The 24,486-nt window shown below is 71.3% G+C and carries 24 protein-coding genes; 5 read left to right on the top strand and 19 right to left on the bottom strand.

Going from position 1 to position 24,486, the window contains the following annotated elements; genetic code table 11:
* Positions 1-33: 33 nt before the first annotated feature.
* Entirely contained in the window at positions 34-1,014 is a 981-nt protein-coding gene (locus tag LHA35_RS14710; RefSeq protein ID WP_226609079.1) for a Bug family tripartite tricarboxylate transporter substrate binding protein, read from the bottom strand.
* Between the two features lie 219 nt (positions 1,015-1,233).
* Here LHA35_RS14710 and LHA35_RS28970 point away from each other — a divergent pair, with 219 nt between their 5' ends.
* Complete coding sequence (locus LHA35_RS28970; protein WP_226609076.1) at positions 1,234-2,742, top strand: AAA family ATPase; 1,509 nt, start codon at positions 1,234-1,236, stop codon at positions 2,740-2,742.
* 76 nt (positions 2,743-2,818) lie between these two features.
* On the opposite strand, the gene LHA35_RS14700 is transcribed toward LHA35_RS28970, so the two are convergent.
* On the bottom strand, positions 2,819-3,634 hold the full coding sequence (locus LHA35_RS14700) for an FkbM family methyltransferase (protein ID WP_226609074.1): 816 nt from the start codon (positions 3,632-3,634) through the stop codon (positions 2,819-2,821).
* Positions 3,635-3,711: 77 nt separating this feature from the next.
* On the opposite strand from LHA35_RS14700, the gene LHA35_RS14695 reads away from it, so the two are divergent.
* Positions 3,712-4,644 (top strand): 3-hydroxyacyl-CoA dehydrogenase NAD-binding domain-containing protein, encoded by a 933-nt coding sequence (locus tag LHA35_RS14695; protein WP_226609071.1) that lies wholly within the window; start codon positions 3,712-3,714, stop codon positions 4,642-4,644.
* Between the two features lie 52 nt (positions 4,645-4,696).
* Here the strand turns inward: LHA35_RS14695 and LHA35_RS14690 are convergent, their stop codons facing one another.
* The 6 genes from LHA35_RS14690 to LHA35_RS14665 form a co-directional block, all read right to left on the bottom strand.
* Positions 4,697-4,852 (bottom strand): DUF3309 domain-containing protein, encoded by a 156-nt coding sequence (locus LHA35_RS14690; protein ID WP_226609069.1) that lies wholly within the window; start codon positions 4,850-4,852, stop codon positions 4,697-4,699.
* An 88-nt stretch (positions 4,853-4,940) separates the two neighbouring features.
* The gene (locus tag LHA35_RS14685) at positions 4,941-6,263 is read right to left on the bottom strand and encodes a TRAP transporter large permease (RefSeq protein ID WP_226609067.1); all 1,323 of its coding nucleotides are present in this window, start codon (positions 6,261-6,263) and stop codon (positions 4,941-4,943) included.
* Positions 6,260-6,769 carry a TRAP transporter small permease gene (locus LHA35_RS14680; protein WP_226609064.1) on the bottom strand — a complete coding sequence of 170 codons (510 nt, stop codon included), beginning with the start codon at positions 6,767-6,769 and terminating at the stop codon, positions 6,260-6,262. Before LHA35_RS14680 ends, LHA35_RS14685 begins: the two co-directional genes overlap by 4 nt.
* Positions 6,770-6,896: 127 nt before the next feature.
* Positions 6,897-7,889 carry a TRAP transporter substrate-binding protein gene (locus LHA35_RS14675; RefSeq protein ID WP_226609062.1) on the bottom strand — a complete coding sequence of 331 codons (993 nt, stop codon included), beginning with the start codon at positions 7,887-7,889 and terminating at the stop codon, positions 6,897-6,899.
* Between the two features lie 166 nt (positions 7,890-8,055).
* Positions 8,056-9,033 carry a Bug family tripartite tricarboxylate transporter substrate binding protein gene (locus LHA35_RS14670; RefSeq protein ID WP_226609059.1) on the bottom strand — a complete coding sequence of 326 codons (978 nt, stop codon included), beginning with the start codon at positions 9,031-9,033 and terminating at the stop codon, positions 8,056-8,058.
* Between the two features lie 90 nt (positions 9,034-9,123).
* Positions 9,124-9,786: a dienelactone hydrolase family protein gene (locus LHA35_RS14665; RefSeq protein ID WP_226609057.1), complete on the bottom strand. Its 663-nt coding sequence runs from the start codon at positions 9,784-9,786 to the stop codon at positions 9,124-9,126.
* A 39-nt stretch (positions 9,787-9,825) separates the two neighbouring features.
* On the opposite strand from LHA35_RS14665, the gene LHA35_RS14660 reads away from it, so the two are divergent.
* Positions 9,826-10,023, top strand: coding sequence for a DUF4169 family protein (locus LHA35_RS14660; protein WP_226609054.1), 198 nt, complete (start codon positions 9,826-9,828; stop codon positions 10,021-10,023).
* Between the two features lie 48 nt (positions 10,024-10,071).
* Positions 10,072-10,521: a hypothetical protein gene (locus tag LHA35_RS14655; protein ID WP_226609052.1), complete on the top strand. Its 450-nt coding sequence runs from the start codon at positions 10,072-10,074 to the stop codon at positions 10,519-10,521.
* Positions 10,522-10,631: 110 nt separating this feature from the next.
* On the opposite strand, the gene ychF is transcribed toward LHA35_RS14655, so the two are convergent.
* The 7 genes from ychF to LHA35_RS14620 all read right to left on the bottom strand — a co-directional run bounded on the left by ychF (position 10,632) and on the right by LHA35_RS14620 (position 16,296).
* Positions 10,632-11,726, bottom strand: coding sequence for a redox-regulated ATPase YchF (ychF, locus tag LHA35_RS14650; RefSeq protein ID WP_226609048.1), 1,095 nt, complete (start codon positions 11,724-11,726; stop codon positions 10,632-10,634).
* 148 nt (positions 11,727-11,874) lie between these two features.
* The gene (locus LHA35_RS14645; RefSeq protein ID WP_226609045.1) at positions 11,875-12,333 is read right to left on the bottom strand and encodes a hypothetical protein; all 459 of its coding nucleotides are present in this window, start codon (positions 12,331-12,333) and stop codon (positions 11,875-11,877) included.
* Positions 12,333-12,908: an aminoacyl-tRNA hydrolase gene (pth, locus tag LHA35_RS14640; RefSeq protein WP_226609043.1), complete on the bottom strand. Its 576-nt coding sequence runs from the start codon at positions 12,906-12,908 to the stop codon at positions 12,333-12,335. The genes LHA35_RS14645 and pth overlap by 1 nt, the downstream gene beginning before the upstream one ends.
* Positions 12,909-12,926: 18 nt before the next feature.
* Positions 12,927-13,595 carry a 50S ribosomal protein L25/general stress protein Ctc gene (locus LHA35_RS14635; RefSeq protein WP_226609040.1) on the bottom strand — a complete coding sequence of 223 codons (669 nt, stop codon included), beginning with the start codon at positions 13,593-13,595 and terminating at the stop codon, positions 12,927-12,929.
* 217 nt (positions 13,596-13,812) lie between these two features.
* Positions 13,813-14,667, bottom strand: coding sequence for a glycoside hydrolase family 16 protein (locus LHA35_RS28965; RefSeq protein ID WP_226609038.1), 855 nt, complete (start codon positions 14,665-14,667; stop codon positions 13,813-13,815).
* Positions 14,668-14,929: 262 nt separating this feature from the next.
* On the bottom strand, positions 14,930-15,514 hold the full coding sequence (locus LHA35_RS14625; protein ID WP_226609035.1) for a histidine phosphatase family protein: 585 nt from the start codon (positions 15,512-15,514) through the stop codon (positions 14,930-14,932).
* A 164-nt stretch (positions 15,515-15,678) separates the two neighbouring features.
* Entirely contained in the window at positions 15,679-16,296 is a 618-nt protein-coding gene (locus LHA35_RS14620) for a glutathione S-transferase family protein (RefSeq protein ID WP_226609032.1), read from the bottom strand.
* Positions 16,297-16,751: 455 nt separating this feature from the next.
* On the opposite strand from LHA35_RS14620, the gene LHA35_RS14615 reads away from it, so the two are divergent.
* The gene (locus LHA35_RS14615) at positions 16,752-19,589 is read left to right on the top strand and encodes a hypothetical protein (protein ID WP_226609028.1); all 2,838 of its coding nucleotides are present in this window, start codon (positions 16,752-16,754) and stop codon (positions 19,587-19,589) included.
* 426 nt (positions 19,590-20,015) lie between these two features.
* On the opposite strand, the gene LHA35_RS14610 is transcribed toward LHA35_RS14615, so the two are convergent.
* The 4 genes from LHA35_RS14610 to LHA35_RS14595 all read right to left on the bottom strand — a co-directional run bounded on the left by LHA35_RS14610 (position 20,016) and on the right by LHA35_RS14595 (position 24,177).
* Entirely contained in the window at positions 20,016-22,106 is a 2,091-nt protein-coding gene (locus LHA35_RS14610; RefSeq protein WP_226609025.1) for a peptidase domain-containing ABC transporter, read from the bottom strand.
* Positions 22,103-23,365: an HlyD family efflux transporter periplasmic adaptor subunit gene (locus LHA35_RS14605; RefSeq protein WP_226609022.1), complete on the bottom strand. Its 1,263-nt coding sequence runs from the start codon at positions 23,363-23,365 to the stop codon at positions 22,103-22,105. Before LHA35_RS14605 ends, LHA35_RS14610 begins: the two co-directional genes overlap by 4 nt.
* Positions 23,366-23,514: 149 nt before the next feature.
* Complete coding sequence (locus LHA35_RS14600; RefSeq protein WP_226609020.1) at positions 23,515-23,727, bottom strand: hypothetical protein; 213 nt, start codon at positions 23,725-23,727, stop codon at positions 23,515-23,517.
* Between the two features lie 240 nt (positions 23,728-23,967).
* Positions 23,968-24,177, bottom strand: coding sequence for a hypothetical protein (locus LHA35_RS14595; protein WP_226609017.1), 210 nt, complete (start codon positions 24,175-24,177; stop codon positions 23,968-23,970).
* Between the last annotated feature and the right edge of the window lie 309 nt (positions 24,178-24,486).

The raw sequence follows: 24,486 nt of genomic DNA, 5'->3' as shown, positions 1-24,486 counted from the left end.
CCTCACGCCGGGCGGGGCGGGGGGCGCGCCGCGTCAATCCAGCCGGATGCCGGCCTCGCGCACCAGCGTGGCCATCTGCTCCCGCCCCTCCCGCACGAAGCGGGCGAATTCGGCCGGCGGGCTGCCGACCGGCACGGCGCCGAGCTGCGCCAGGCGCTGCCGCACCCCGGCATCCGCCAGCGCCTCGGCCAGCGCCGCGTGCAGCTTCGCCACGATCGGCTGCGGCATCCCGCCCGGGCCGAACAGCGCCGCCCATTCATTCGAGTCGAAGCCGGGGAAGCCGTTCTCGGCGAGGGTCGGCACCTCCGGCCGGCTCGGGACCCGCGCCAGCGAGGTGACCGCCAGGAAGCGCGCCCGGCCGCTGTCCACCACCGGCCCGGCGCTGACGGTGGTGGAGAAGGTGGCGTCGATCGCGCCCGCCGCCAGGTCGCGCGCGGCATCCGCGCCGCCGCGATAGGGGGCGTGGATCACCTCGATCCCCGCCTGCTTGCAGAATTGCAGCAGGCCGATATGGCCGGCCGTCGCATTGCCCTGGGTGCCGACGCTGATCGCGCCCGGCCGCGCCTTGGCGAGCGCGATGAACTCGGCGACCGTCCGCGCCGGGAAATCCTGCTTCACCGCCAGCGCGCCGGGGAAGGTCACCACCAGGGAGACGGGGGTGAAGCCGGCATAGTCGAAGGGCAGGCCCCGCATCAGGGCAGGGTTCACCAGGTGGGAGGAGGCATCCCAGAGCAGCGTGTAGCCATCCGGCGCCGCCTGGGCGACCGCGGCGCCGCCGACGCTGCCGCCCGCCCCGGTGCGGTTCTCCACGACGAAGCTCTGACCCAGCTTCTGCGCCATCAGCGGCGTGATGGCGCGCGCCGCGCTGTCCGCCGCGCCGCCGGCGGCGAAGGGCACCACCAGCCGGATCGGGCGGTTCGGCCAGAGGGAAGCGGCATCTCCCTGCGCGCGCGCGCCCATCGGCAGCAGCGCCGCCCCCGCGCCGGCCAGCAGGCCGCGTCGTGTCACATGCATCGTGGCGTTCCCCTGGGGCGGCGCCGGCCGCCCATCATGCGCGGGCGATATGAGCGTTTCGCCGCCCGCGCGCCATGGGGAATTGCCGCCCGGCCTCGCCGCTTCGCTGCCACCAGGCTGGTCGTTCCGCATGCTGATTGTAGAATTGTATTCACAAACCGCTGAGGTCAGTGTTCTTTGGTCTCGCTTACTTGTGAACAGTGGGAGCGAGCCCCGCCCGTGCCCGATACGCACCTCGACAGCCAGACCATGCCGTCGGCCTCCGACTGCCAGACCACCGAGGCGACGCCCCAGGGCTCCGTCCTGCTCTTCGGCGACGAGAAGACCCCGCCTCTCTGGCTCTGGCTCGCCATCGAGCGCGAGGAGCTGGTGGCGCTGGAAGCCGCGCTGCTCGACCATCTCCGCTCGCCGCTCTTCCCCTCCCGCATCGGCGAGGGCCCGCTGCAGGCGGGCGACGATGCCGGGCTGCTGGAATTCGCGCTGCGCTTCGGCACCATCGCCGGCCGTTTCGCCCAGGGCTCGGACCTCGTGCTGGCCGCGACCCGCATCGTGACCGAGCGGGGCGGGCCGCTTGCCCGCCAGGGCGCGCTCGCCTGCGTCGAGGCGCTGCAGTACCGACTGCATGGCGAGGCCCGCGGCCTCGGCGCCGCTGCCGCCAACCCGGCGCGGCTGCGGCATTTCGTGCTCGCCAGCCGGCTCGCCGCCGATCTCTGGCTGCGCCATGTCCAGGGGCCGGACAGCGGCCGCCCGCTGCACCGGCGGATGGCCGAAGCGCTCGGCCTGCCCGCCACCACGGCATCCGCCCCGGCCGTGCCCGAGCCGCCGCCCGCGCCGAGGGCCGGCCCCGGCACGGTGACCGTGCTGCAGCCTTTCGAGCCGCCGAACGACCGCTCCGAGTGGCAGTTCTACCAGCCGCTGGCCGCGCCGCTGCCGCTCCGCCAGGTGCCGCGCGATGCGGTGAAGCGCATCGAGGCGCTGGCCGAGGCGGCACCCGCCTTCGCCGCGCCGCTGAAGGAGATCCGCCGCACCCTGGCGCTCGCCGCCCATGCCGGCCGGCCCTCTCCGCGCATCCGGCCCATCCTGCTGGTCGGCGCGCCGGGCATCGGCAAGACCTGGTTCGCCCGCCGCCTGGCCCAGGCGCTGAACCTGCCCTTCGGCAGCCTCAACCTGGGCGGCGCCACGGACAACCGCTGCCTCCAGGGCACGGCCCGCGGCTGGTCCGCCGCGACGCCGGCCTGGCCGATCGCCGAGCTGGCCCGGCTGCAGGCGCCGAACCCGGTGCTCTTCCTCGATGAGGTCGAGAAGGCCGGCGGCCAGCGCGAGAGCAATGGCCGTGCGCATGACACGCTGCTGGCCATGATCGAGCCGGAGAGCGCCGCGGGCTGGTATGACGAGTGCCTGCGCACCACGGCCGACCTGCGCAACGTGGTCTGGGTGATGGCGGCGAACGAGACCCGCGGCATCCCGGCGCCGCTGCTCTCCCGTGTCTCGGTCCATCATGTGCAGCCGCCGCCGGCCTCGGCCTTCGACGGCACCCTGGCCGGGCTGCTCGCCGGCATCGCCGGTGACATCGGCTGCTCGGCCGCCGAACTCCCGGCCCTGGCGGCGGAGACGAAGCAGGCGCTGAAGCGCAGCTTCAGCCAGCACCGCAACCTGCGCCGGCTGCGGGCCCAGATCGAGGAGTGCCTGGGCATCGCGGCCGAGGAAGCGCTGCAGGTCGCGCACTGAAGCCTGGGGAAGGCCCTGCCTTCCCCAGGCCCCATCCCGGCAGGCCGGAACCCGGCCTGGACCGGCCTGGGTTTGCTCAGCCCACCGGCCGCCACCTCGACACCCATGCGTCGTCGAATCCCATCACCAGTTCATCGGCGCAGCCGCGCACCACCAGATGGTCGTGCAGGAAGGCGAGCAGGTTGTCCGGCCCGATGCGCAGCGGCTTCTCCGCGCCGCGCAGGGCATGCACCACCGGGAAGCGCGCGAGCCAGTCCTCCAGCACCGCCCGCGGGCTGACATTGCGGTTGCACTGCAGGACCCAGGCATTGAACTCCGCGAAGACCGCGGGGCGGAAGCGCTCGAGCGTGCCCTTCGCGCCATCCAGCACCTCCGTCTCGAACCCCTCGACATCGATCTTCACGAAGTCGAGCCGCGCGACGCCGTGCCGCGCCACCAGGGCATCCACCGTCTCCACCGGCACCCGTACCTTGGGCAGCGCCGCGCCGCCCAGCGTCGCCGGGTCCATCAGATGCGCACCCGCCGAATGCTCCGCCTCGTGGAACTCGGCCATGCCCGGCGCGGCGCCGAGCGCGACGGCCTCCACCGCTACCCGATCCTCCAGCCCGTTCATGGCCAGCGTTCGCCGCAGCGCCTCCGCCGTGCGCGGGGAGGGCTCGACCGCCAGGATCCGCCCGCGCTGGACCAGCGGCGCGAGGGCCAAGGCCGAGAGGCCGATATTGGCGCCGACATCCAGCACCGCCCCGTCCTCCGGCAGCACCGCGGCGGCGACCGCCGCCATCTCCGCCATGCCCGCGGCATGGCCTTCCGCATGCTGGAAGAAGCTGTCGCCCTGCTGGCCCGCCACCTGCCAGTCCCGCCCGCCGATGCGGATCCCGCGCGTCCCGATCACCCCTGCCTCCTGCCCCTGCATGCCCTGTCGGGCTAGATTGGACGCCGCACAGCCAGGCAACAACGGGAGACGCCCCCTTGATCCCAGCCCAGTCCATTCGCCGTGTCGCCGTCATCGGCGCCGGCACCATCGGTGCCTCCTGGACCGCCTGGTTCCTCAGCCGCGGGCTGGAGGTGGTGGCGAGCGACCCGTCCCCCGGCGCGCCGGACCTGATCCGCCGCATGGTGGAGGGCGCCTGGCCGATCCTGCAGACCCTCGGCGCGACGCCGGATGCCGACCCCACGCGCTGGCGGTTCGAGGCGGACCCGGCGAAGGCCGTGCAGGGCGCCGATTTCGTGCAGGAAAGCGCGCCGGAGCGCTACGAGGTGAAGCAGCCCCTGCTGCGCGCCATCAGCGGTGCGCTGCCGGCCGAGGTGGTGATCGCCTCCTCCTCCTCCGGCCTGCTGGCGAGCCGGCTGTCGGAGGGCACGACCCATCCCGGCCGGATCGTCATCGGGCATCCCTTCAACCCGCCGCATCTGATCCCGCTGGTCGAGGTGGTGGGCGGCGCCACCGGCAGCCCGGAGGCGGTCGAGGCCGCGGTCGCGTTCTACCGCGCCATCGGCAAGCACCCGATCGTTCTGAAGAAGGAGGTGCCCGGCCACCTAGCGAACCGCCTGCAGGCCGCGCTGTGGCGGGAGGCGGTACACATGGTGGCCGAGGGCGTGGCGACGGTGGCCGATGTGGACGCCGCCATCAGCGAGGGGCCGGGGCTGCGCTGGGCGCTGATGGGGCCGCATGCGACCTTCCACCTCGCGGGCGGCGAGGGCGGCTATGCGCATTTCATGCATCACCTGATGCCGGCGGTGACGAGCTGGTGGCCGAGCCTCGGCAACCCCGAGGTGACGCCGCACCTGCAGAAGGCGCTGATCGCCGGGGTGGCGGAGGGGACGGGCGGCAAGCCGATCCCCGAACTCGCCGGGGCGCGGGATGCGGCGCTGGCCAGGCTCCTGGCGGCGCGGAAGGGTTAGCGAGAGGGGCTTCGCCCCCCTCGGCCTCCCGCCGAATCTGGATGGGTGGGCGTTAAAGCCTGCCCATCAGGGCCATGATGATCAGGATCACCACGATCACGCCGAGGATGCCGGAGGGGAAATAGCCCCAGCCGCGGCTGTAGGGCCAAGTGGGCAGGACACCCAGCAGCACGATGATCAGGATGATCAGCAGCAGCGTCGAGTTCATCACGTCCCTCCCATGGGATGCATGGTTCGGATGGGGAACGTGAACGCACCGCGCCGGTTTCCGCGAGTGAACCGGCGCGACGCGCCCGTTACTGCAGGAACTCCGGCGAGATGAGGCTCGGCAGGAACAACACCACCTGCGGGAAGATGATGATCGCCGCCAGCACCGCGAACATCGGCACCAGCATGATGCAGGTGTCCCGCAGCGCATCCGCCATGCGCATCCCGGCGACCGAGCAGGAGATCATCAGGCAGAGCCCGTAGGGCGGCGTCACCAGCCCGAAGGCGAGGGAGACGATGCCGACCATGGCGAAATGCACGGGGTCCATCCCCACGCCCTGGGCGAGCGGCTGCAGGATGGCGCCGACGATGATGATCGCCGGGATGGCATCCAGGAAGCAGCCCACCACCAGGAAGACGGCGGCGATGAAGAAGCCCGTCGCGATCGGCCCCATGCCCCAGCCCTGCACGCCCGAGAGCAGCGCCTGCGGGATCTGGTAGAAGGCCAGCAGCCAGCCGAAGGCGCTGGCCGTGCCGACGCAGAAGAGCGCGACGCCCGCCAGCCGCCCGGTCTCGCCCAGCGCCCGCACCAGGCCGCGCAGATCCATCTCCCGGTAGACCAGCAGGGACAGGATGCCGGCATAGAGCACGGCGATGCAGGCGCTCTCGGTCGCGGTGAACCAGCCGAAGACCTTGCCGCCGATGATGATCAGCGGGGTGGTCAGCGCCGGGACGGAGACGAGGAAGCTCCGCGCGATCTCGGCCAGCCCGGCGCGCGGATAGGTCGGGTAGCCGCGCGCCTTGGCATAGGCATGCACGGTCGCCATCTGCGCCGCGCCGATCAGCAGCCCGGGCACCACGCCGGCGAGGAAGAGCGCGCCGATCGAGACCGTCAGCACGCCGCCCCAGACGATCATCAGGATGGAGGGCGGGATGATGACGGCGAGCACCGCCGAGACGGCGGTGATGGCGACGGAGAAGCTGTCGTCATAGCCCTCCTTCCGCTGCGCCTCGATGAAGATCTTCGACTGGCTGGCCGCATCGGCCGTGCTGCTGCCCGAGATTCCGGCGAAGAAGAAGGACAGCACCACGTTGATCTGCGCGAGGCCGCCCGGGAAGTGCCCGACCAGGGTACGGGAGAAATGCATCAGCCGGTCGGTGATGCCGCCGATGTTCATCAGGTTGGCGGTCAGCAGGAAGAAGGGCACCGCCAGCAGGATGAAGGAGTTGTAGGCGTTGAAGGTCTCCTGCGCGAGCATCATGGGGGAGAGCCGCGGCTCGATCAGCAGGATCGGCAGGCAGGCGAGGCCGAGCGCGACCGCGACCGGCACGCGCAGCACCAGCAGCAGGAAGAAGACGCCGAAAAGGATCTGTGCCGCCTGCCCGGAGGAGAGGACATTGCCGCCGATCATGCCCGCCCCCGCAGCACGGCGATGGCGTCCAGCATCCGCTCCGCCTCGAACAGCAGCCAGACCGCGCCGGCGACCGGCCAGGCGATGTGGATGATCCAGAGCGGCAGCTCCGCCAGTTCGGAGATGCGCCACCAGGCGAACTCCGTGAACTCCCAGCCCCACCAAAGGAAGACGAAGGCGAAGATCAGGATGAAGACGCCCGAGATCAGCTCCATCACTGCCAGGCCGCGGGGCGAGAGCTTCGGGTACACGTCCACGGTGAAATGCGTCCCCTCCCGCACCGCCAGCATGGCGCCGAGCATGACGGCATAGACCAGGCAGAAGCGGGCCAGCTCCTCGGTCCAGATATAGGCCGGGATCAGGGCGGTGTAGCGCGAGAAGATCTGCAGGCTGACCGGGATGACCAGCACGGCGACCATGATGATCAGCAGCAGCAGGATGACGCCGGCAAGCGCGCGGTTGACGGCGCGCAGCGCCGCCGGGGCGCCGGGAGAGGGATGGTGCATGCGAGGTCCGGGGCTGGAGGCCGGGTTGGGGTGCTGCCCCCACCCCGGCCCTCCCCCGCTGGCGCGGGAGAGGGTGAAAGGCGTTTTCCTCCCCTGGCCTGGGGGAGGGGCAGGGCGGGGGGATGCCCTAGGAGGTCAGCGCGTTGATGCGGTTGAGGATGCCTTCCGCATCGATCTCCTTGGCATAGGCGGCCATCACCGGATCGACCATCCGCTTCATCTCGGCGCGCTCGGTGAACTCGATGCGCTTCAGCCGCCCGGCCTTCTCCAGCGCCTCCAGCTTCTGCCCGTCCTCGGTCGATTCCGCCTGCCGGCCGAAGGCCGCGGCCTCCCGCCCCGCGCGGCGGATCGCCGCCTGCAGGTCGTTCGGCAGGCGCTGCATGCTGGCGACCGAGACGCAGAGCGGCCGGATGGTGATGGCGTGCTGGGTCATCGCGAGGTTGGGCGCGACCTCGAAGAAGCGCATCTGCTCGACGCCCGCCGCCTCGTTCTCGCCCGCCTCGATGACGTTGTTCTGGATGGCGTTGTAGACCTCGTTATAGGCGATGACGGTGGGGGACATGCCGGCGGCCTGGAAGGTGCGGCTCCAGATCGGGGCGCCCTGCACGCGCACCTTCAGGCCGCGGATCTCGGCCAGGTTGCGCAGCGGCCTGCTGGCGAAGATGTTGCGCACGCCGCCGCCGGCATAGCCGATCAGCGCCACGCGGGCGCGCTTCTCGACCTCCTCCGCCACCGGCTTGAACAGGTCCTGCTCCAGCACGCCGTTCCAGTGCGCCAGGTCGCGGAACAGGAAGGGCGCGTCGACGAAGGGCGCGGCACGGGAGAAGGTGGACATGTGCGCCGGGGAGACGATGGCGTAGTCCACCGCCCGGCCCTGCGCCATGTACTCGAAATACTGCTTCTCCAGGCCGAGGCTGCTGTTCTTGTGCAGCACGAAGTTGACCGGCTTGCCGTAGTGCTGCTTCACCAGTTCCTCGAACCGGACCAGGGTGCGGGTGAAGACGTGGTCGTCGTTGAACTGGGAGGCGCCGTTCAGCGTGATGGCGCCCTGGGCGCGCACGGGGATGGAAAGGAGGGCGGGCGCCGCCAGCGCGCCGCCCAGCAGGGCCCTGCGATACATGGACTCTCCTCGGACGTTCCCGGTCGGCCTTGATGGCCGGCTCCGCCGCCGAGCCTAGCCCTGCGGCGCGGCGGAGGGAACCTTTCGGTGACGGTTGCTGCGGGGCGGATCGGCCAGTTCCCGGCTGCCGGGCGGCCGGCATCATGCCTGGCCGATGCGCCGCGCCTCACTGGAAGACGATTCCGGCATCCCGGATCGCGTCGCGGATCAGCATGCGCTCCTGCCGCAGGCGGGCCGCCGCCGCGGCGGGATCGGCACGCGTGGTCACGCTGCCGATCCTTTGCAGGGCCGCTGAGAAGCCGGGATCGGATGTTGCGTGGTTCAGCGCCTCCGCCATGCGCGCCAGGACCGGCGCCGGCGTGCCGGCACGGGCGAAGACCGTGTTCCAACTGGGCACGTCGAAGCCGGGAAAGCCGGATTCCGCGATGGTCGGCACGCCTGGCGGGCCACCGCGCCGCTCCGCGCTGGTCAGTGCGAGCGGCGCCGCCTTGCCGTCCTGCAGCAGCGGGTCGAGCGAGTTGGTGCTCATGATCGCGGCCGGGATCGCACCTGCCGCCAGGTCGCGCGCCAGCTCCGCGCCGCCGCGATAGGGCACGTGCTCCAGCCGCACCCCGGCGCGCTGGGCCAGCAGCGCGCCGGCAAGATGGCCGACGCTGCCATGGCCGGGGGAGCCGAAGGTGATCTCCCGCTGCCGGGCGAGGGCGAGGAAGCCTGCGAGGTCGCGCGGCGGCAAGCCGGTCGCAACGGCCAGCACATAGGGCTGCTCCACCACCACGCCGACCGGCACGAAGGCCGTCTCATGATCGAAGGGCAGGTTCCGCATGGCATGCGGGACGATGAGGAAGGCGGCGGAGTCGATCACGAAGGTGTAGCCATCGGCCGGGGCCTGGGCAACGAGGCCGGCGGCGATGGTGCCGCCCGCTCCGCTGCGGTTCTCGACCACGACCGGCTGGCCGAGGAACTCCGCGACACGCGGCTGCAGCAGGCGCGCCACCGTGTCCGACTGTCCGCCCGCCTGATAGGGGACGATCAGGCGAACCGGACGGTTCGGCCAGCGCGCTTCCCCGGCGGCGGCGAGGCCAGGGGCAAGGACGGCGAGGCAGAGGCCGAGCCTGCGGCGGCCGATCGGCGACACAATGGGCATTGGACCGTTCCCGGCGATGCACCGTAACCGGTATGGTCCTCTCGGCGCCGCGCGCCGCTCAAGCGTCGCCCGCGCCCCTGCCTTTCACATTCAGAGGAGATGCTTGCCGAAGAAGCCGAGCGTCCGCTCCTGCGCCAGCGCCGCGTCCTTCTGCACGTAGCTCCCCCGCTCCTCGCAGCCGAAGCCGTGGCCGGCGCCCTGGTAGACGAAGACCTCCACCCCCGGCTGCGCGGCCCGGATCGCCTCCACATCCGAAAGCGGGATGGAGGCGTCGGTCTCGCCGAAATGCAGTTGCACCGGGCATCGCGGCTGTTCGTCCTTCGCCGCCGCGATGCCGCCGCCATACCAGCCGACGCTGGCCGCAAAGGCGCTGGTCCGGGTGGCGCCGTGCCAGGCGACGGTGCCGCCCCAGCAATAGCCGACGATGCCGCGCCTGGCCGCCTTCGGCAGCGCCGCCGCCGCCGCCAGGATGTCCAGCACCGTCTTGCCGGGATCGATGGTGGCGCGCAGGTCGCGCCCGCGCGCCACATCCTCCGGCCCGTAGCCCAGTTCCACCCCGCGCTGGGTGCGGTCGAACAGGGCGGGGCAGACCACGGCATAGCCGGCCTTGGCGAAGTCGTCGCAGACCCGGCGCATGTGCCGGTTCACCCCGAAGATCTCCTGCGCCACGACCAGGCCGCGGGTCGCGTCCTGCGGGCCGGCGACATAGGCCGAGAGGGTGTGGCCGTCGGCGGCGGTGAGCTCGATCTGCATGGCGTTCCCCCGGGGGTTGGACCGGGCTATCCTGCGGCCATGGGCGAGGTCGTCAACCTGAACCGGGTGCGGAAGGCAAAGGCCAGGGCGGATGCCGCAGCGACCGCCGCTGCCAATCGCGTGAAGCATGGCCGGACCGGGGCCGGGAAGGCCAATGACCGCCGGGCGGAGGAGCGCCGGCAGGCGCTGCTCGATGGCGCGAAGCGCGACCGGCCGGAGGAGGACGGGCCGGCCTGAGCCGCCGCCCGTCCCGCGCCCGACGCCCATCCTGACGGAGAATGTTCCATGTCGGCCCGAATCCGCCTCCTGGCGCTTGCCGCGCCATGCCTCCTCGCCGCCTGCGTGAACGAGACGGTGATTCCGCAGGCGACCGACGCACCCGGTGCGCGTCCGGCCCAGGCCGCGCCAGCCAGGGCGCCAGCCGCCGCGACGGTGACCGCCTTCGATGGCCGCTATGCCGGCGCCTTCACCCTGAACCCGGACCGCACCCGCGCCTGCCCGCCGCCCCCGGCCGGTGAGCGCGAGATCGTGGTGCGCCAGGGTCGCGCCAGCCTGCTGTTCAACCCGGAGACGCGGCAGGTGCTGAGCGGGACGGTCGGCAACGCAGGCGATGTGCGCATGGCGGATTCGCTCGACCGCGCCATCGCCACCACCGGGGTCTTCGCCAATGACCGCTTCCTCGGCGAGCACCGCAACGGGGTCTGCAGCTATGCCGTCACCATGACCAGGCGGTAGCGGGGCACCCCCGCCCACCGCGCATCATGCCGGCCCGTACAGGTCCTGACCTGCCGCCGCGACAGGCGGCCGGGGCCGCGGACCTGCGCTGGCATGCCTGCGGGACGGGATCAGACGTTGAAGCGGAAGAGCAGGACGTCGCCGTCCTTCACCACGTATTCCTTGCCCTCGACCCGCATCTTGCCGGCTTCCTTGGCGCCCTGCTCGCCGCCCAGCGCGACATAGTCGTCATAGGCGATGCATTCGGCCGCGATGAAGCCGCGCTCGAAATCGCCGTGGATCACGCCGGCGGCCTGCGGCGCCTTGGTGCCCCGGGTGATGGTCCAGGCGCGCGCCTCCTTCGGCCCCACCGTGAAGTAGGTCTGCAGGCCGAGCAGCGCGTAGCCGGCGCGGATGACGCGATCCAGGCCGCCCTCATGCAGGCCCAGGCTCTCCAGGAAGTCGCCACGGTCGGCCGGCGCCATCTGGCTGATCTCGGCCTCGATCGCGGCCGAGACGACGACCGCGCGCGCGCCCTGCGCCTCGGCCATCCGGAAGACCTTCTCGGAATGCGCGTTGCCGGTAGCGGCCGAGGCTTCCTCGACGTTGCAGACATAGAGCACCGGCTTGGTCGTCAGCAGCTGCAGCCGCTTCGCCGCCTCTTCCTCGCCCTTCGGCACGGCGGTGCGGGCCGGCCTGCCTTCCTGCAGCGCCCTGACGATCGGGTCGATCAGCGTGAGCTGCTGGATCGCCTCCTTGTCGCCGTTGCGGGCGCGCTTCTGCAGGCCGACCTGGCGCTTCTCCAGGCCATCCAAGTCGGCGAGCATCAGCTCGGTCTCGACCGTCTCGGCATCCCGCACCGGATCGACGCTGCCCTCGACATGGGTGACGTCGCTGTCCTCGAAGCAGCGGAGGACATGGACGATCGCGTCCACCTCCCGGATATTGGCCAGGAACTGGTTGCCGAGGCCCTCGCCCTTGGAAGCGCCGCGGACCAGGCCGGCGATGTCCACGAATTCGAGGCTGGTCGGGATGACCTTCTGGCTCTTGCCGATCTGCGCCAGCTTGTCGAGCCGTGGGTCGGGCACGCCGACGCGGCCGACATTCGGCTCGATGGTGCAGAAGGGGTAGTTGGCGGCCTGCGCCGCCGCGGTTTCGGTCAGCGCGTTGAACAGCGTGGATTTCCCCACGTTCGGCAGGCCGACGATGCCGCAGTTGAAACCCACGGGAACCTCCTAGGAAACACGAACACCCGGGGAAGGCCCCGCCTTTCCCGGACCCCATCCGCCAGGCCAGACCCTGGCCTGGACCGGTGGGAGCTTGCAGGCTGACCCCGCCGACTCGGGCCGGGGCAGGGGCCGCCCGACCTCCTCGCTACAAAGAACGCCCGACCGCTTCTGCGATCGTCGCCGCCGCGATCCTTGCCGCGCCGTCATCCGTCGCCGGCATGAGCGCCGCCGCGCGCAGCGCCGGCACCAGCGCCGCCGGCGACACGCCTGCCCGCTTCGCCGCCGCCGCGATCCGCTCGGCCATCACCGCCGGCTCGCCGCCCGGCCCGATCACCTCCGCCGCCTCCAGCAGCAGCGCCGCCTTGATCGCCGCCTCGCCGGAGGCCGCCATGGCGCCGCGCTGGCGGCGGATGTCCGACAACGGCCCGCCGCTCGGGTCGCCCGGCGTCACCGCCGCCGCATTGCGCAGCGCCGCCGCGGCCGTCGCCAGCGCGCCGGCCTCCCGCACCAGGGCGGCGGCCAGGGCCGCAGCGCCATTGGCCACATCCTCCGGCCCGGGCCCGCCCATGCCGGCGGCGAATTCGGCGACGTCTTCCGGCTCCATCAGCGAACCTCCTGCGTCAGGAAGGCGACCCTGGTCATGAACTCCTCCGGCTTGCCCTGCGCCAGCAGCGGCGCGGCCTCCGCGACCGCCTCCAGCAGGGGCTCCACCCAGGTATCCACCTTGGCGAAATTGCCGAGCACATGGCCATGCACCCGGTCCTTGTGCCCGGGATGCCCGATGCCGAGCCGCACGCGCCAGTATTCCGGGGTGCCGAGGGCGCGCTGGATGTCGCGCAGCCCGTTATGGCCCGCGGCGCCGCCGCCCTTCTTCACCCGCACCTTGCCGGGCGCGAGGTCGAGCTCGTCATGGAAGGCCCAGATGCCCTGGGGCGGGATCTTGTGGAAGGCCGCGGCCGGCTGCACCGCTTCCCCCGAGCCGTTCATATAGGTCTGCGGCTTGAGGGCGAGGATCTTGTGGCCGGCGATCACGCCCTCCGCCACTAAGCCCTTGTAGCGCTGCCGCCAGGGCGAGAAGCCATGGCGGCGCGCGATGGCGTCGAGCGCCATGAAGCCGATATTGTGGCGATGCCGCGCCTGGGACGGCTCGGGGTTGCCCAATCCCACCCAGAGCAGCATCGCCAAACCCTCTCGGGCTTACTTCTTCTTGGCGGCCGGGGCAGCCGCGGCGGCCTTGCCTCCCTTGCCCTTGGCAGCCGGAGCGGCCGGCGCCGCCGGGGCGGCCACGACTTCCTCGACCACCGTCGGCGGGGCGATCGTCGCCACGACGAAGTCACGCTCGATCACCGCCTTGGTGCCGAACTTGTCCTTCACCGCGGACCAGCGCAGCGAGTCGCCGATGCCGGCCTCGGCCAGGTCGAGCTCGAAGGCGTCCGGCACGGCATCGACCGCGGCGAGCACTTCCAACTCGCGGCGGACGACGTTCAGCACGCCGCCGGCCTTGAGGCCCGGGCAGGTGTCCTCGTTCAGGAACTGCACCGGCACGCGGACGCGGATGCGGGCGCCCGGGGCGACGCGCTGGAAGTCCACATGCAGGGGCCGGTCGGTGACCGGGTGGAACTGCACGTCGCGCATCAGGGTGCGCACGGTGGAGCCGTCCTTCAGTGCCACCTCGTACAGATGGCTCTGCCAGCCGCCCTTCTGCAGCTCCTTCATCACGTCGCGCGGGTCGAGGGCGATCAGCGTCGCCTCCTGCTTCGCGCCATAGATGACAGCGGGGACAAGCCCCTCACGCCGGGTCGCACGCGCCGCCCCCTTACCGGCCCGCTCGCGCGCCTCGGCCTCGATCCGGACAGTCTGGACCATGGTCGAACTCCGCTTGCTTGGGAAAAAGCCCTTCGCGGGGCCGCATGCCCCGAAAACAGGCGCGCCGGCCTCCAGGGGTGCCGGCGCAGCGGGGGGGATTAGCGGAAAGGCGGGGGCAGGGCAACGGCGACGAGGCATCGCGCGTGGCCAGGGCCCCGCCGCCGGCAGCGCCGGATGGCCGCGCGCAAGCCGGCCCCCCCCCTCCGGGGGGGGGAAGCTACCGGCCCTCGGCCTGCTGCCACACGCCCACCCACTCGATGCCCAGATCGGCCGGAAAGGGCGTGGTCTCGTCCGGCGGCCCGAACCAGGCGCCGCCGATGGCCAGGTTCAGCAGGAGATAGCAGGCGCGACCCCGCAACTGCGGCGGCGTGGCGACCCGGGCAACCCGCCGCCGGTCGAAATGGAAGTCGCACCATTCCGGGCCCCAGTGCACGGCATACTGGTGCCAGTCCCTGGTGAGGTCCGGCAGGCCGGTGATCGGGTGGGAGGATTCCTGCCGGTTCTCCCGGCTGCCCCAGTGCACCGTCGCGTAGTAGCGCGTGGGGTCGCCGCCATGGGCTTCCATGATGTCGATCTCGGGTGGCCAGGCACCGTCATCGGGCAGGAGCCAGAAGGCCGGCCACAACCCCTTGCCGTGCGGCAGCCTCAGGCGCGCCTCCACCCAGCCATGGGTCAGGGCGTAGCTGCCGCGCGTGATCATGCAGCCGGATGCGTAGGGCTGGGGCAGGAAGCGGGCCAGCGCATCCGGACGCGGCTGGCCGCGGATGACACCGTGATCCGGCATGGCGATGAAGGGTGAATGGGCGGCATGGACGGCGGAGGCGAAGGGATTGACGTAGGCCTGCAGTTCCGAACTCGGATGGGGATTGCCCCGCGCATCCCACCCCCTGATGGCCGAGGCGCCGCGGCCGGGGTGGTAGGTCCATTGATAGCGCGGCGCCCAGGTGGCGGCATCGCCGTTCAGCGCCGCGCGGTTCCGGTAGATGTCGCCCGTCGCGGGCCGCAGCGGGAAGCGGCCACCGAAATGCCAGAACTGCCGGAGGCCGTAGTCCGGCAGCGGCGCCGGCGGCACGGGGCGGGCAGGGGGGCCTCGGCGGCGGCCGGCAGGGCGCGGCCGAGCGTGGGGGCGGGCAGCGCCAGCCCCGCGCACAGGCTGCGCCGGCTGAGGCCCGATCGGGGCCGATCCCGCCCGGGGACAGGGGGCGGCGGGTCCCTGTCGCCAGCCCTGGTCGTCATGAGCCGGGTGTCCCTCGCGGCGGGTGGCCCGCCGGCGCGGGCGGCATCCTGCCGCCGCGCGGTGGCTGGGGCGCCCATTGGCCCGGCATCCTGCTGCCTCAGGCCTCCGGCGCCAGCGCCGCCGGAGTCACCTCCCAGACCCGGCCGCCATCGGCGGGGGGGACGCAATGGATGGGCAGGGCGTTCGGCGTGCGGACATTCGGCTCATGCCCGAAGGCCAGCCGCATGGCGCGGAACAGCGCGCCATGCGCGACGATCAGGACCGGGCCGGGACGGGTGGTCGCGCGGTTCACGGCGGCGACGGCGCGCGCCAGCAGGCCGGCGAAGGTCTCCGCCCCCGCCGGCGTGTAGTCGCCGGCGATCCAGTCGTCATACCAGTCGCCCATCGGCTGGCCTTCCTGCTCGCCGAAATTCACCTCCTGCAGCTCGTCATCGAAGGCGACGGGCAGGCCGAGCGCCTCGGCCGCGATTTCCGCCGTCACCCGGGCGCGGGTGAGGGGGGAGGCGACGATGCTGGCGATGCCGCCGATCCCGGCCAGGGTGCGCGCCGCGCGCCGGGCCTGGGCGATCCCGACCGCGTTCAGCGGGATGTCGGTCCGCCCCTGGGAGAGCATCTGGGCGTTCCAGTCGGTCTCGCCATGGCGGAGAAACCAGAAGGGGATCGGGTTCAGCGTCGCCGCCATCGCGGGGTCTTTCCTCATGCTCGGGCCGGCGGGCGCCGGGGCGGTCCGCCGGCCGCCATGAACCGGTGCGGCCGGGCGCCCGCCTGATGCGGGCGGCCCGGCCGGTCATGGGTTCCTGCGGTCATGGAGAGGCGCGGGTCAAGCCCGCGCCGGCCGATGGCCGGTCAGGCCAGGCCCTCGGCCTTCAGGGTGCGCTGGACGGCGGGGCGGGCATTCATCCGCGCGTAATGCGCCGCGACATTGGGCGGCAGCGGCTTGTTCAACCGGGCGGCCCACCAGAAGGAGACGTAGAAGAGCGCGCTGTCGGCGAAGGAGAACTCGCCCAGCAGGTAGTCCTTGCCCTCCAGCGCCTTGTCGAACAGGGCGAGCCCCTTGGCGAAGATCTCCTCGCCGCGCGCCTTCACGGCCTCATGGTCGGCCTCGGAGGGGGCGAAATTCGCCGGCCGGAAGATGCGGGAGAAGCCCTGCATGTGCATCGTGGCGACGGCGTAGTCGGTATATTCCAGCGCCCTGGCCAGCTTGTCGGCCTCCTTCGGCAGCAGCTTCGCCTCGGGGAAGGTGCTGGCCAGCCAGAGGGCGATGGCGGGGTATTCCGTCAGCACGGAGCCGTCGTCGCGCTGCAGCGTCGGCACCTTGGACTTCGGGTTGACCGAGGTGAATTCGGGCTTGAACTGCGCCCCTTCCCGCAGGTTGACCGGCACCGCCTCATAGGGCTGGCCGATCTCCTCCAGCAGCACGTGGATGCCGATGGAGCAGGCGCCCGGCGCGTAGAACAGTTTCATGCACGAATCCTCCTGGGATGGTCAGGCCGGCGCAGCCTCGCGGAGGCATCCCGGCCGGGCAAGGGGGATTGGCGGCCTTCCGGACCGGCCGGGCAGGGCGGGCCGCGCCGGCGCGCCTTCCGGGCGAGGGATGCCGCGGCACCATCACCTGTTTGCGACATGAAGCCGCTTCCCGGACGCGCCTGATGCCGCGGTTCCCTGGCATCGGTATACGATTCCGGGAACCACAGCGCGCCGGCAGACCAGGAGATCGGCGCCCATCGGTGATGGGCGGTGGCCCCTGCCCGGAGCAGGATCGGCATGAACTCAGAATACCTTGCCTTGTCTCGGGGCACCTCCGGTCGGCCTGGCTGCGCGGCGCGCCGCGCCGGCGCGCCTGCCCAGGCGCCGGCACGCGGGAGGCCGGCGGATCGCAGGAGCCTCGCCGCCCTCCGCCGGCCCGCGAGGCGCGCGCCATGATCCGGGACGAGGTGCCGCCCCAGCCGGCCGCGGGTTCCTCCCGCCGCGACTATGTCGAGCGGACCCTGCGGGAGGTGCTGGCCGCCATGCCGTCGGGCTGGGGCGTGCTGCGGGATGCGGCGCTGCCGGGCTGGGATGGCGGGCCGCCGGCGCGCATCGGCACCCTCCTCGTCCATCCGGAGGTCGGCATCGCCGTGCTGGACCTGCTGCCGGGCCCGACGGTCGAGGATGCCGCGGCACGGCTCCGCAGGCTGCTGGAGAAGTATGGCTGGGGGACCGCCTTCGGGGGCCTGCCGCCGGTGGTCCATCTCTGCATGCCACTGCGGGCCCTGCCGGAGCTCGAAGCCTATCTCGGCCAGGCCTTCAGCCAGGCGCCGCCGCCCATCCTGCTCGGGGGCAACTGGGTGGCCGCACTGCCGCCGCTGCTCGGGGCGACGATGCTCATCCCCCCCGCCGCGCCGGCGCCGGCCATCGCTGCGCGGGCGGCCCGGCCGGTGCCGGCCGACACGGTGGACCATCCGCCGCATCCCCCGGGGCTGCGGGCGCTCGGCTGGTTCTGGGGCGGGCTTGCGCTGGTCGTCGCCGGCGGGGTGGCCGTGCTGCAATATCTCGGCCCGCCCGGATGGGAGGAGCGGCAGGACCTGGCGGCGGTCGGGACGCTGCCCGGGACCCCGCCGCTGACGGCGCCGCCTTCGCTGCTGCTCCCGGAACTTCCGGCTTCGGCGCCCGAGCGGCCGGCGCTGCCGGGGCCGGACAGGGGCGTGGCCCCGCCGACCGCCGGGCCGCTTCCGCGGACGGCGCCGCCCGATCCCGACGCGCCGCGGATCCAGGCGCTGGCCGCGGCCGGGCCGCCCGCCGCCGCGGCGGGGCCGCAATCGATGGGGACGGAAGGGCCGGGCCGCCCGCCCACAAGCCTTCCCGCATCGCCTTCGCTGCCGGATGGGGGGCCTGACCTCCCCCTCCGACCCGACGCGATGATCGACCTCGCGCCCTTCTATGCCGCCGCCTCCCGGGCGGTCCGATCCGCGGACCCGGTGTCTGGCGGGGAGGCCGGTTCGGACCTGCCGCCGGCTGGCGCCACCCTCGGCGCGGGGCGCGGGGCGGCGCCGGTGGACCCTGGCCCATCCGGTGCCACGGTCGCGGCAAGCCCCGAGACCGGCGCCAGCCCGCCCGGGGCGCAGGCGCCGGCCGGGGCGCGGGTTGCGACGATCCCGGATGACCCCGGCGCCGGCCTGGGCATGGTGGCGATGCTTCTGCCCGCGCCCCCTGCCATCGAGGCCCCGGCCCCGATCCGGCCGGTGAAGCCGCCGCCGATGGCCGAGCCGCCCCCCGCCGACGTCACGACGGAGGCGGTCCTCCCGCTGCCCGTGCCGGCGGATGTGCCCGATCGTCCCGGGGATGCCGGTGCGCGGCGCGCCGGAGCGGTCCTGCCGCCACCGGCAGCCCTCCTGCCGCCCCGGCCGGAGGGCGTGGAGCCCGAACCGGCGGGACGCCCCGGGCCTCCGTCCCTGCCTGCCATGCCGGTGCTGCCGGAGCGCGCCGCATCGGCGCCGGTGACCGTGCCGGCCCCGCCACCCCTGGCATCGCCATTACCGGCCCTGGCAAGCCTGCCGGAGGAGGCAGGCGCGGTCGCATCAGCATCGCCGCCGCTCCCGCCGCCGGCGCCCGGCATTCCGGCGCCGGCGGCCCCACCGGTCGATGTCCCGCTCGCTGAACTGCCCCCCGGCCATGCCTCGGCAAGGCTGTCGCCAGCGCCGATGCCGGCCGCCGGCACGGAGCCTCCGTCGGCGGCGCGCTCCGAGGGGGCAGGCGAGGCGCCAGAGGCCGGGATGGCGGCGTCACCGCCGCCGCTGGCCATCCCTGCGAGCCCGGCGGCGACCATGCCGGGTCCGCGGACGCCCGAGGACGGCATGGCCGGGGCGCTCGCCGCAGGGCCACCCGCCGAGCCGGCCGCATCTCCGCCCGCCGCCGTGGCGGCCGAGGCCAGGCCGGCCGATGCGGCAGGGAAGGCAGGAGCCGCCACGCCTCCGGCGCCCGACCTGCCAGGCCAGATGAGGCCCGACGGGGCGCCGATCGGGCCACCCGCCGCCGCCCTGGCCGAGGCGATCCCGGCAATGCCCGGCGACGATACGGCCGAAGCGCCAGCCGCGCGGCCGTCCGCCGCGCCTCCGGCCGCCCTGCCCGCTGCTCCGCTCGCGTCCGGTGAGGCGCCGGTCGAGGCGCCTGCCGCGTCTGTGGGCACAGTGATGCCGCCCCCGGCCGGCCTCGGCGGCGCAACGGCCGCGGCGCCCGGAGCGCCGCCATCGCCGGCGAGGGATGCCGTTCCCGATCCCGCGCCCTCGTCTCTGGCCAGTCCCGAGGCACCGGCCCTGGATCCGCCCGCATCGCGGTTGCCTGCCACGCCACCGCCCGGTGCATCTGCCATCGCTGCGCTGCCGGCCCCGGCAGGATCGGGCGAGGCGAGGGGGCCGGTGACGGCTCCGTCACCGGCGGCCGTGCCGTCCGGAGCCGCCGCCGGGCGGCCGGCGGGTACCGCGCCCGCGCAACCCGGCCCGCAGGCCGATGCGCTGGTCCGCCGGGCCGACGCGCTGCTGGCGCTCGGCGATGTCTCGGGCGCGCGGCTGCTCTACGGCCGGGCCGCGGCGGCCGGCAGCGGCCGGGCGATGCTGGCGCTCGGGAAGGCGCATGATCCGTTGTTCCTGGCGGAAATCGGCGTGCGCGGCGTCATGGGCGATTCCCAGGTGGCGGTGGGCTGGTACCGGCGCGCCCTCTCCCAGGGGGTGGCGGATGCACGTGAGCGGCTGGCGCTGCATGGCGTGCACCCGGGCGACTGAGGCGCCGGACATGTCGACGCGTGTCCCTAGGCCCGGCCGCCGGCGGCGCCTTCGCCGGTTGGGCAGCGCGGCATGGGCCATGGGTGTCCTCGGCCGCCGATGGCGGCTGCAGGTCAGGACTTGTGCCGGTCGGTGGGACAGGCAGGCGACCAGGGCGGCCGCGATCGCCGGGCGGCTGGGTGATGAAGCCCTGCGCGGCAGGATCCGTATCCATGACGCGCCGGGCCGGCATCATGCCTGAGCTTGCGAGGAACGCGCCCGCAGAGTCCTGCGGCGGTTGGGCTTGCCGGCAGCATGACTGTGCCCGTCGTGCCGGACGCCCGAAGGGGCGCCGAAGCAGGTGCGGCCCAGCCCGGCTTCCCGGAGCAGGCCGCCCGGGGATCGAGGGAGGTTGGCGTGGAGCGGCGCCGCCCGTTGCCGGCCCGGTCAGCCCGGGTCGGCGCCGATGCGGAGCACGGTGTCCGCGCCGCTCATCATCTCCGGCCGGTGGGCAACGCTGATGCGCGTGATGGAGAGGCGCCGCAGCCGCTCATTGATCTGCCGCTCCTTCTCCACGTCGAGATGGGCGGTGCCTTCATCCAGGAACAGGATCTTCGGCGCCTTGTAGAGCGCGCGCGCCAGCAGCACCCGCTGCTTCTGCCCGCCCGAGAGCGAGCTGCCCATGTCGCCGATCAGGCTGTTGTAGGCCATGGGCATCGCCATGATCTCGTCATGGATCGCGGCCATCTGGGCGCAGCTCACCATCCGGTCGTGGTCGAAGCCCGGGTCGAAGAAGCAGATGTTGTCGGCGATCGAGCCGGAGAGCAGCTGGTCCTCCTGCATCACCGCGGCCACCTGTTCCCGGTAGACCCGGACGCCGACGGTCTGCAGCGGTATGCCGTCGATCAGCACCTCGCCGCTCGTCGGCTCCAGCAGCCCGAGCATGATCTTGAGCAGCGTCGTCTTGCCGCCGCCCGAGGGGCCCATGATGGTGACGAACTGCCCGGCCTCAACCTTGATGTTGATGTTCTCCAGCACGAAGCGCTCGGTCTCGGCATAGCGGAAGGAGACGTTCCGCAATTCGATGCCGCCCTTGATGGGCGTCGTGTAGATCAGCGGCCGGTCATGGCCGGGCTCGACCGGGTTGGTGGCGATGTCCGCGATGCGCTCCAGGTGCAGTTCCAGCAGGCGGAACTCCAGCGCCTTCTCCACCAGGGCGGAGGCCTTGCCGATGAAATTGCTCTTGTAAGCCATGAAGGCGAAGATCATCCCCACCGTCATCTGATTGCTGAGCGCCAGCATCGCGGCCAGATAGACCGTGATGATGTGTTCCAGCCCGAAGATGGTGGAGTTGATGGTGCTGAACTGGATTTTGGCGCGGCCGAGGCGGATGCCGGCATTCACCGTATCCGCGTAGCGGTTCAGCCACTGGCCCTCCCGGTCGGCCTCCCGGTTGAAGAGCTTCACCGTCTGGATGGCGCGCGCGGTCTCGATGAAGTTCGTCTCCTCCGCCGCCGCCGCGTGGATGGCCCCTTCGCTGAGGTCGCGGAAGCGGCGATAGAGCATGAGCCGCGCGGCGAGGTAGAGCAGCAGCGCGACCACGGCCACCATCGCCAGCATGGGACTGTAGATGAAGATCATCACCAGCGTCGCGATGGCCATGAGGCCATCGATCATGGCGAGGATCAGCCCTTCCGCCAGCGCGGCGCGGATCGGCTCGATCGAGTTGAAGCGCGACAGCACGTCGCCGATATGCCGCTTCTCGAAGAAGGCGAGGGGCAGGCGGATGAGGTGGTGGAAGAGCCGCGCCCCCATCTGGAAGCCCGCGGCATTCTGCACCACGAGCGTGATGTGGGACCGGAGCGCGGTGGTGACGACATTGATGCCGGTCAGCAGCGCGAAGCCGAGCGCGAGCGCCAGCATCAGGTCCACATCGCCGCGCGCCACCACTTCATCCACCGTGAGCTGCATGTAGAAGGGCATGGCGATGACCAGCAGCTCGAGGATGATCGAGAGGGCGAAGACCTGCGCCAGCGGCGTCCCGATCCCGGTCATCTTCCCCCAGAACACCCGCAGCGGCAGGCGGAGCTTCTCATCCTTCCGGACGAAGCCATCGGCCGGCGAGAGTTCCAGCGCCACGCCGGTCAGGTGGTTCGAGGCCTCCTTCAGCGTATAGGTCTTCACGCCCGAGGCCGGGTCGTGGATGACGATTCCCTTGCCGGTGACCGCCTTCAGTACCACGAAATGGCTCATGTCCCAGTGGACGATGGCCGGCAGGTTGAGCTGGGACAGCGCCTCCAGCTCGAACCGCAGGGGCCGGCAGGCCAGGTGCATCTGGTTGGCGACCTGGATGAGCCCGCGCAGCGTCACCCCCTTGAGCGAGACGGGATAGCGCCGGCGCAGCGTGTTCAGGTCGATCCGGTGGCCGTGGAAGCTGGCGACCATGGCGAGGCAGGCCAGGCCGCATTCCGCCGCTTCCGTCTGCAGGATGTTCGGCAGGCGGCGCCGGCCGCCGAAATCCAGAAGGTCCTGGATCATCCCTGGATCCTCGCGCTCAGCAGGGGGTTCAGGATCCAGTCCACCAGCGTCCGCTTCTCGAGGATGATATCGGCCTTGAGGAGCATGTCCGGCTGCAGCGGGATCTTCTTGCCATAGGCGTCCACGTCGGGGCGTTCGAGCATGACGGTCGCGCGGTAGGCCGGCTCGTTCAGCGTCACCGGCGTTGCCACATCGGTGCTGGTGAGGATGGTCTGCGAGACCTTCTCGACCCGGCCGCGATAGGTGCCGAATTGCTGGTAGGGGAAGGCGTCGTAGAGGATCCGCACGGGCTGCCCGACCTCGACGAAGCCGATGGCGCGGGCGGGGATGAACAGCTCCGCCTGCAAGGGGCTCTGCGCCGGGACGATCTGGACCAGCAGGCGCTGCGGATCGGCCGGCTGCCCGACCGAGACCTGCAGGGAGGAGATGCGGCCGGCGATCGGCGCGCGCAGGACATAGGCGCGGCGGCCATTCACCTCGGCCGTCCGCTGCTCCACCGTCGAGAGTTCGTTGCGCAGAGCCTGGATCTTCTCCGCCTGGAGGAAGGGGAGCTGTTCCAGCGCGAAGCGGGTTTCGGTGAGCTGGCCCTGCCGGGCGGTGAGCTGCTGCGCGAGGGAGTTCAGCGCTTGGCGCTGTTCCAGCAGCGCTTCCTCCCGCCGCCGCTGGTCGAGTTCGGAAACCAGGCCGCGCGAGGACAATTGGGCGCCGGAAGCGACGATGCGCTCGACCAGGCGGATGCGGTCCCGTTGCACGGTCACCTGGGCGCTGAGTTGGCCCAGCTCGGTCTCCAGGCTCTGCATCTGGGCGGTCAGCCGGTCCCGTTCGGAGGCGGTGCGGCGTTCCTCGCTGGCGATCTGGCGGAGGAGGGAATCCCGCTGCTGCGCCAGGCTGGCGAGGATGGCGGCGTTCACGTCCTCCCCGTTCAGGGCGATCTGGGTGGTGGTGACTTCCAACAGGGGCTGGCCTTCCTCCACCGCCTGGCCCTGGGCGACATGGATGGCGCTGACGGTGCCGGGCTGGTGCGGGAAGACGCGCGCGGTGCCGGCGGCGGGCATCAGATAGCCGGCGACGGTCTCCTTGCGGGCGTACTGGGCGAAGAAGAGGAAGGCGATGATCGCTGCGGCCGCGCCGATGATGAACCAAACCGTGAGCCGGATCCGCAGGGGCTGCATTGGCACCACGCGGCCCCACTGCCGCTCCTGCTGCTGGAAGGCGAGGACTTCTTGGCGGAAGAGCGGACGTTGTGACGGGACGGTCATGGTTCACTCAATTATGCGACCGAGGCAAGACAGGTTTGAATCAAAATGTTTTTCAAAAAATGTTAAATTGGTAATTTTATCATCAAAGGGCCCTTCCCGGCAGAGTTGCCGGGAAGGGTAGTTTCAGCCTTTTCTCGGCTGGGCTTACACTAGCCGACGTTCACAGTAGTAATATCGTCGCCGGCTCCAACCTGAACCCCAAAATTATTGCCGGCGTTGAGAACGCCAACATTACCCTCAATGATAATAAGAGTCTTAGGCGCTTTGTGGTGCTTCGGGGGCTTCGGGTGCTTCGGGGGCTTGTCGCCGCCGCTAATGAAATCGAGTTCTGCTTCAGAAAGGATCGAGATCAGTTCGGACATCTATAATTCCTCCTTAATGAGCCCCCAGAGGAGCTTTATCGCGGGCTTTCGCCCTCGCACAGTGCTAGTTAGCACTGTACCTGACTGGGTACTGGGCTGAGCGCTCCAGTACCAATTGTCTTATCTGATCCAAGTGCGCGAGCCAGGGATGCAGGATGCACTAAGCACGATGCGTGGGAGTCCTCAGTGACTTCGACAACACCGCAGGATTTCTGTGCATGTGGATAAGCGGTCCACTAATCATCCGCAAGGCTCATCCTCGCCATCGTAAATTACAATGATGCCTTTAAAGTCTTTGTTGTCAATTTTGGTGCCGTTTATAGTGACAGACGCTGCATGGCTTGCACCAACGACAACGGCGTTCTTGTTGGTCGAGTTGACAACAATCGCGGTGCCTCCGGAAATCAAGTCAATCTTGTTTTCTGGAACACTATAAATGAACTTAGGCATCTGCAGTTTCCTTCAAAGCGGCCTTCAGCAAAAACCTTATATGAATCGCCCTCTAGTCTTACTGTGTCACTTGCTTCTTGGCCGTATACGCTGTTTCTGCAGGCAGCAGGGGCAGCGCGGGAGGAGGTGGACAAGGCCGACGGTGAGGCGGCGGCGAATGCTGGCGATTGAGTGCGGCACGTGGCGCTCAGGCCGGACCGGCACCGCGCGGCTGGAAGCCTTTGGATAGCGCAGGTGTCTTGAGCCGCCGCGCGGTGAAGCGGGATTGAGGGGGGAAAAGGCAGCGCTCGGCCACGAGGAAGCCGTAGG

Source organism: Roseicella aerolata, from assembly GCF_020523605.1.
GTDB classification, from domain to species: Bacteria; Pseudomonadota; Alphaproteobacteria; order Acetobacterales; family Acetobacteraceae; genus Paracraurococcus; species Paracraurococcus aerolatus.
This window is presented reverse-complemented; position numbering and strand designations above follow the sequence as displayed.

What these genes read in the sequence shown, in the direction of transcription:
- LHA35_RS14670 (WP_226609059.1), bottom strand. Translation starts at nt 9,033, where the DNA reads ATGCCCATTGTGTCGCCGATCGGCCGCCGCAGGCTCGGCCTCTGCCTC.
- LHA35_RS14645 (WP_226609045.1), bottom strand. Translation starts at nt 12,333, where the DNA reads ATGGAGCCGGAAGACGTCGCCGAATTCGCCGCCGGCATGGGCGGGCCC.
- LHA35_RS14690 (WP_226609069.1), bottom strand. Translation starts at nt 4,852, where the DNA reads ATGAACTCGACGCTGCTGCTGATCATCCTGATCATCGTGCTGCTGGGT.
- LHA35_RS14615 (WP_226609028.1), top strand. Translation starts at nt 16,752, where the DNA reads ATGATCCGGGACGAGGTGCCGCCCCAGCCGGCCGCGGGTTCCTCCCGC.
- LHA35_RS14685 (WP_226609067.1), bottom strand. Translation starts at nt 6,263, where the DNA reads ATGATCGGCGGCAATGTCCTCTCCTCCGGGCAGGCGGCACAGATCCTT.
- LHA35_RS14610 (WP_226609025.1), bottom strand. Translation starts at nt 22,106, where the DNA reads ATGATCCAGGACCTTCTGGATTTCGGCGGCCGGCGCCGCCTGCCGAAC.
- LHA35_RS14625 (WP_226609035.1), bottom strand. Translation starts at nt 15,514, where the DNA reads ATGGCGGCGACGCTGAACCCGATCCCCTTCTGGTTTCTCCGCCATGGC.
- pth (WP_226609043.1), bottom strand. Translation starts at nt 12,908, where the DNA reads ATGCTGCTCTGGGTGGGATTGGGCAACCCCGAGCCGTCCCAGGCGCGG.
- LHA35_RS14665 (WP_226609057.1), bottom strand. Translation starts at nt 9,786, where the DNA reads ATGCAGATCGAGCTCACCGCCGCCGACGGCCACACCCTCTCGGCCTAT.
- LHA35_RS14605 (WP_226609022.1), bottom strand. Translation starts at nt 23,365, where the DNA reads ATGACCGTCCCGTCACAACGTCCGCTCTTCCGCCAAGAAGTCCTCGCC.
- LHA35_RS14600 (WP_226609020.1), bottom strand. Translation starts at nt 23,727, where the DNA reads ATGTCCGAACTGATCTCGATCCTTTCTGAAGCAGAACTCGATTTCATT.
- LHA35_RS14680 (WP_226609064.1), bottom strand. Translation starts at nt 6,769, where the DNA reads ATGCACCATCCCTCTCCCGGCGCCCCGGCGGCGCTGCGCGCCGTCAAC.
- LHA35_RS14655 (WP_226609052.1), top strand. Translation starts at nt 10,072, where the DNA reads ATGTCGGCCCGAATCCGCCTCCTGGCGCTTGCCGCGCCATGCCTCCTC.
- LHA35_RS14595 (WP_226609017.1), bottom strand. Translation starts at nt 24,177, where the DNA reads ATGCCTAAGTTCATTTATAGTGTTCCAGAAAACAAGATTGACTTGATT.
- LHA35_RS14710 (WP_226609079.1), bottom strand. Translation starts at nt 1,014, where the DNA reads ATGCATGTGACACGACGCGGCCTGCTGGCCGGCGCGGGGGCGGCGCTG.
- LHA35_RS14660 (WP_226609054.1), top strand. Translation starts at nt 9,826, where the DNA reads ATGGGCGAGGTCGTCAACCTGAACCGGGTGCGGAAGGCAAAGGCCAGG.
- LHA35_RS14675 (WP_226609062.1), bottom strand. Translation starts at nt 7,889, where the DNA reads ATGTATCGCAGGGCCCTGCTGGGCGGCGCGCTGGCGGCGCCCGCCCTC.
- LHA35_RS14635 (WP_226609040.1), bottom strand. Translation starts at nt 13,595, where the DNA reads ATGGTCCAGACTGTCCGGATCGAGGCCGAGGCGCGCGAGCGGGCCGGT.
- LHA35_RS14620 (WP_226609032.1), bottom strand. Translation starts at nt 16,296, where the DNA reads ATGAAACTGTTCTACGCGCCGGGCGCCTGCTCCATCGGCATCCACGTG.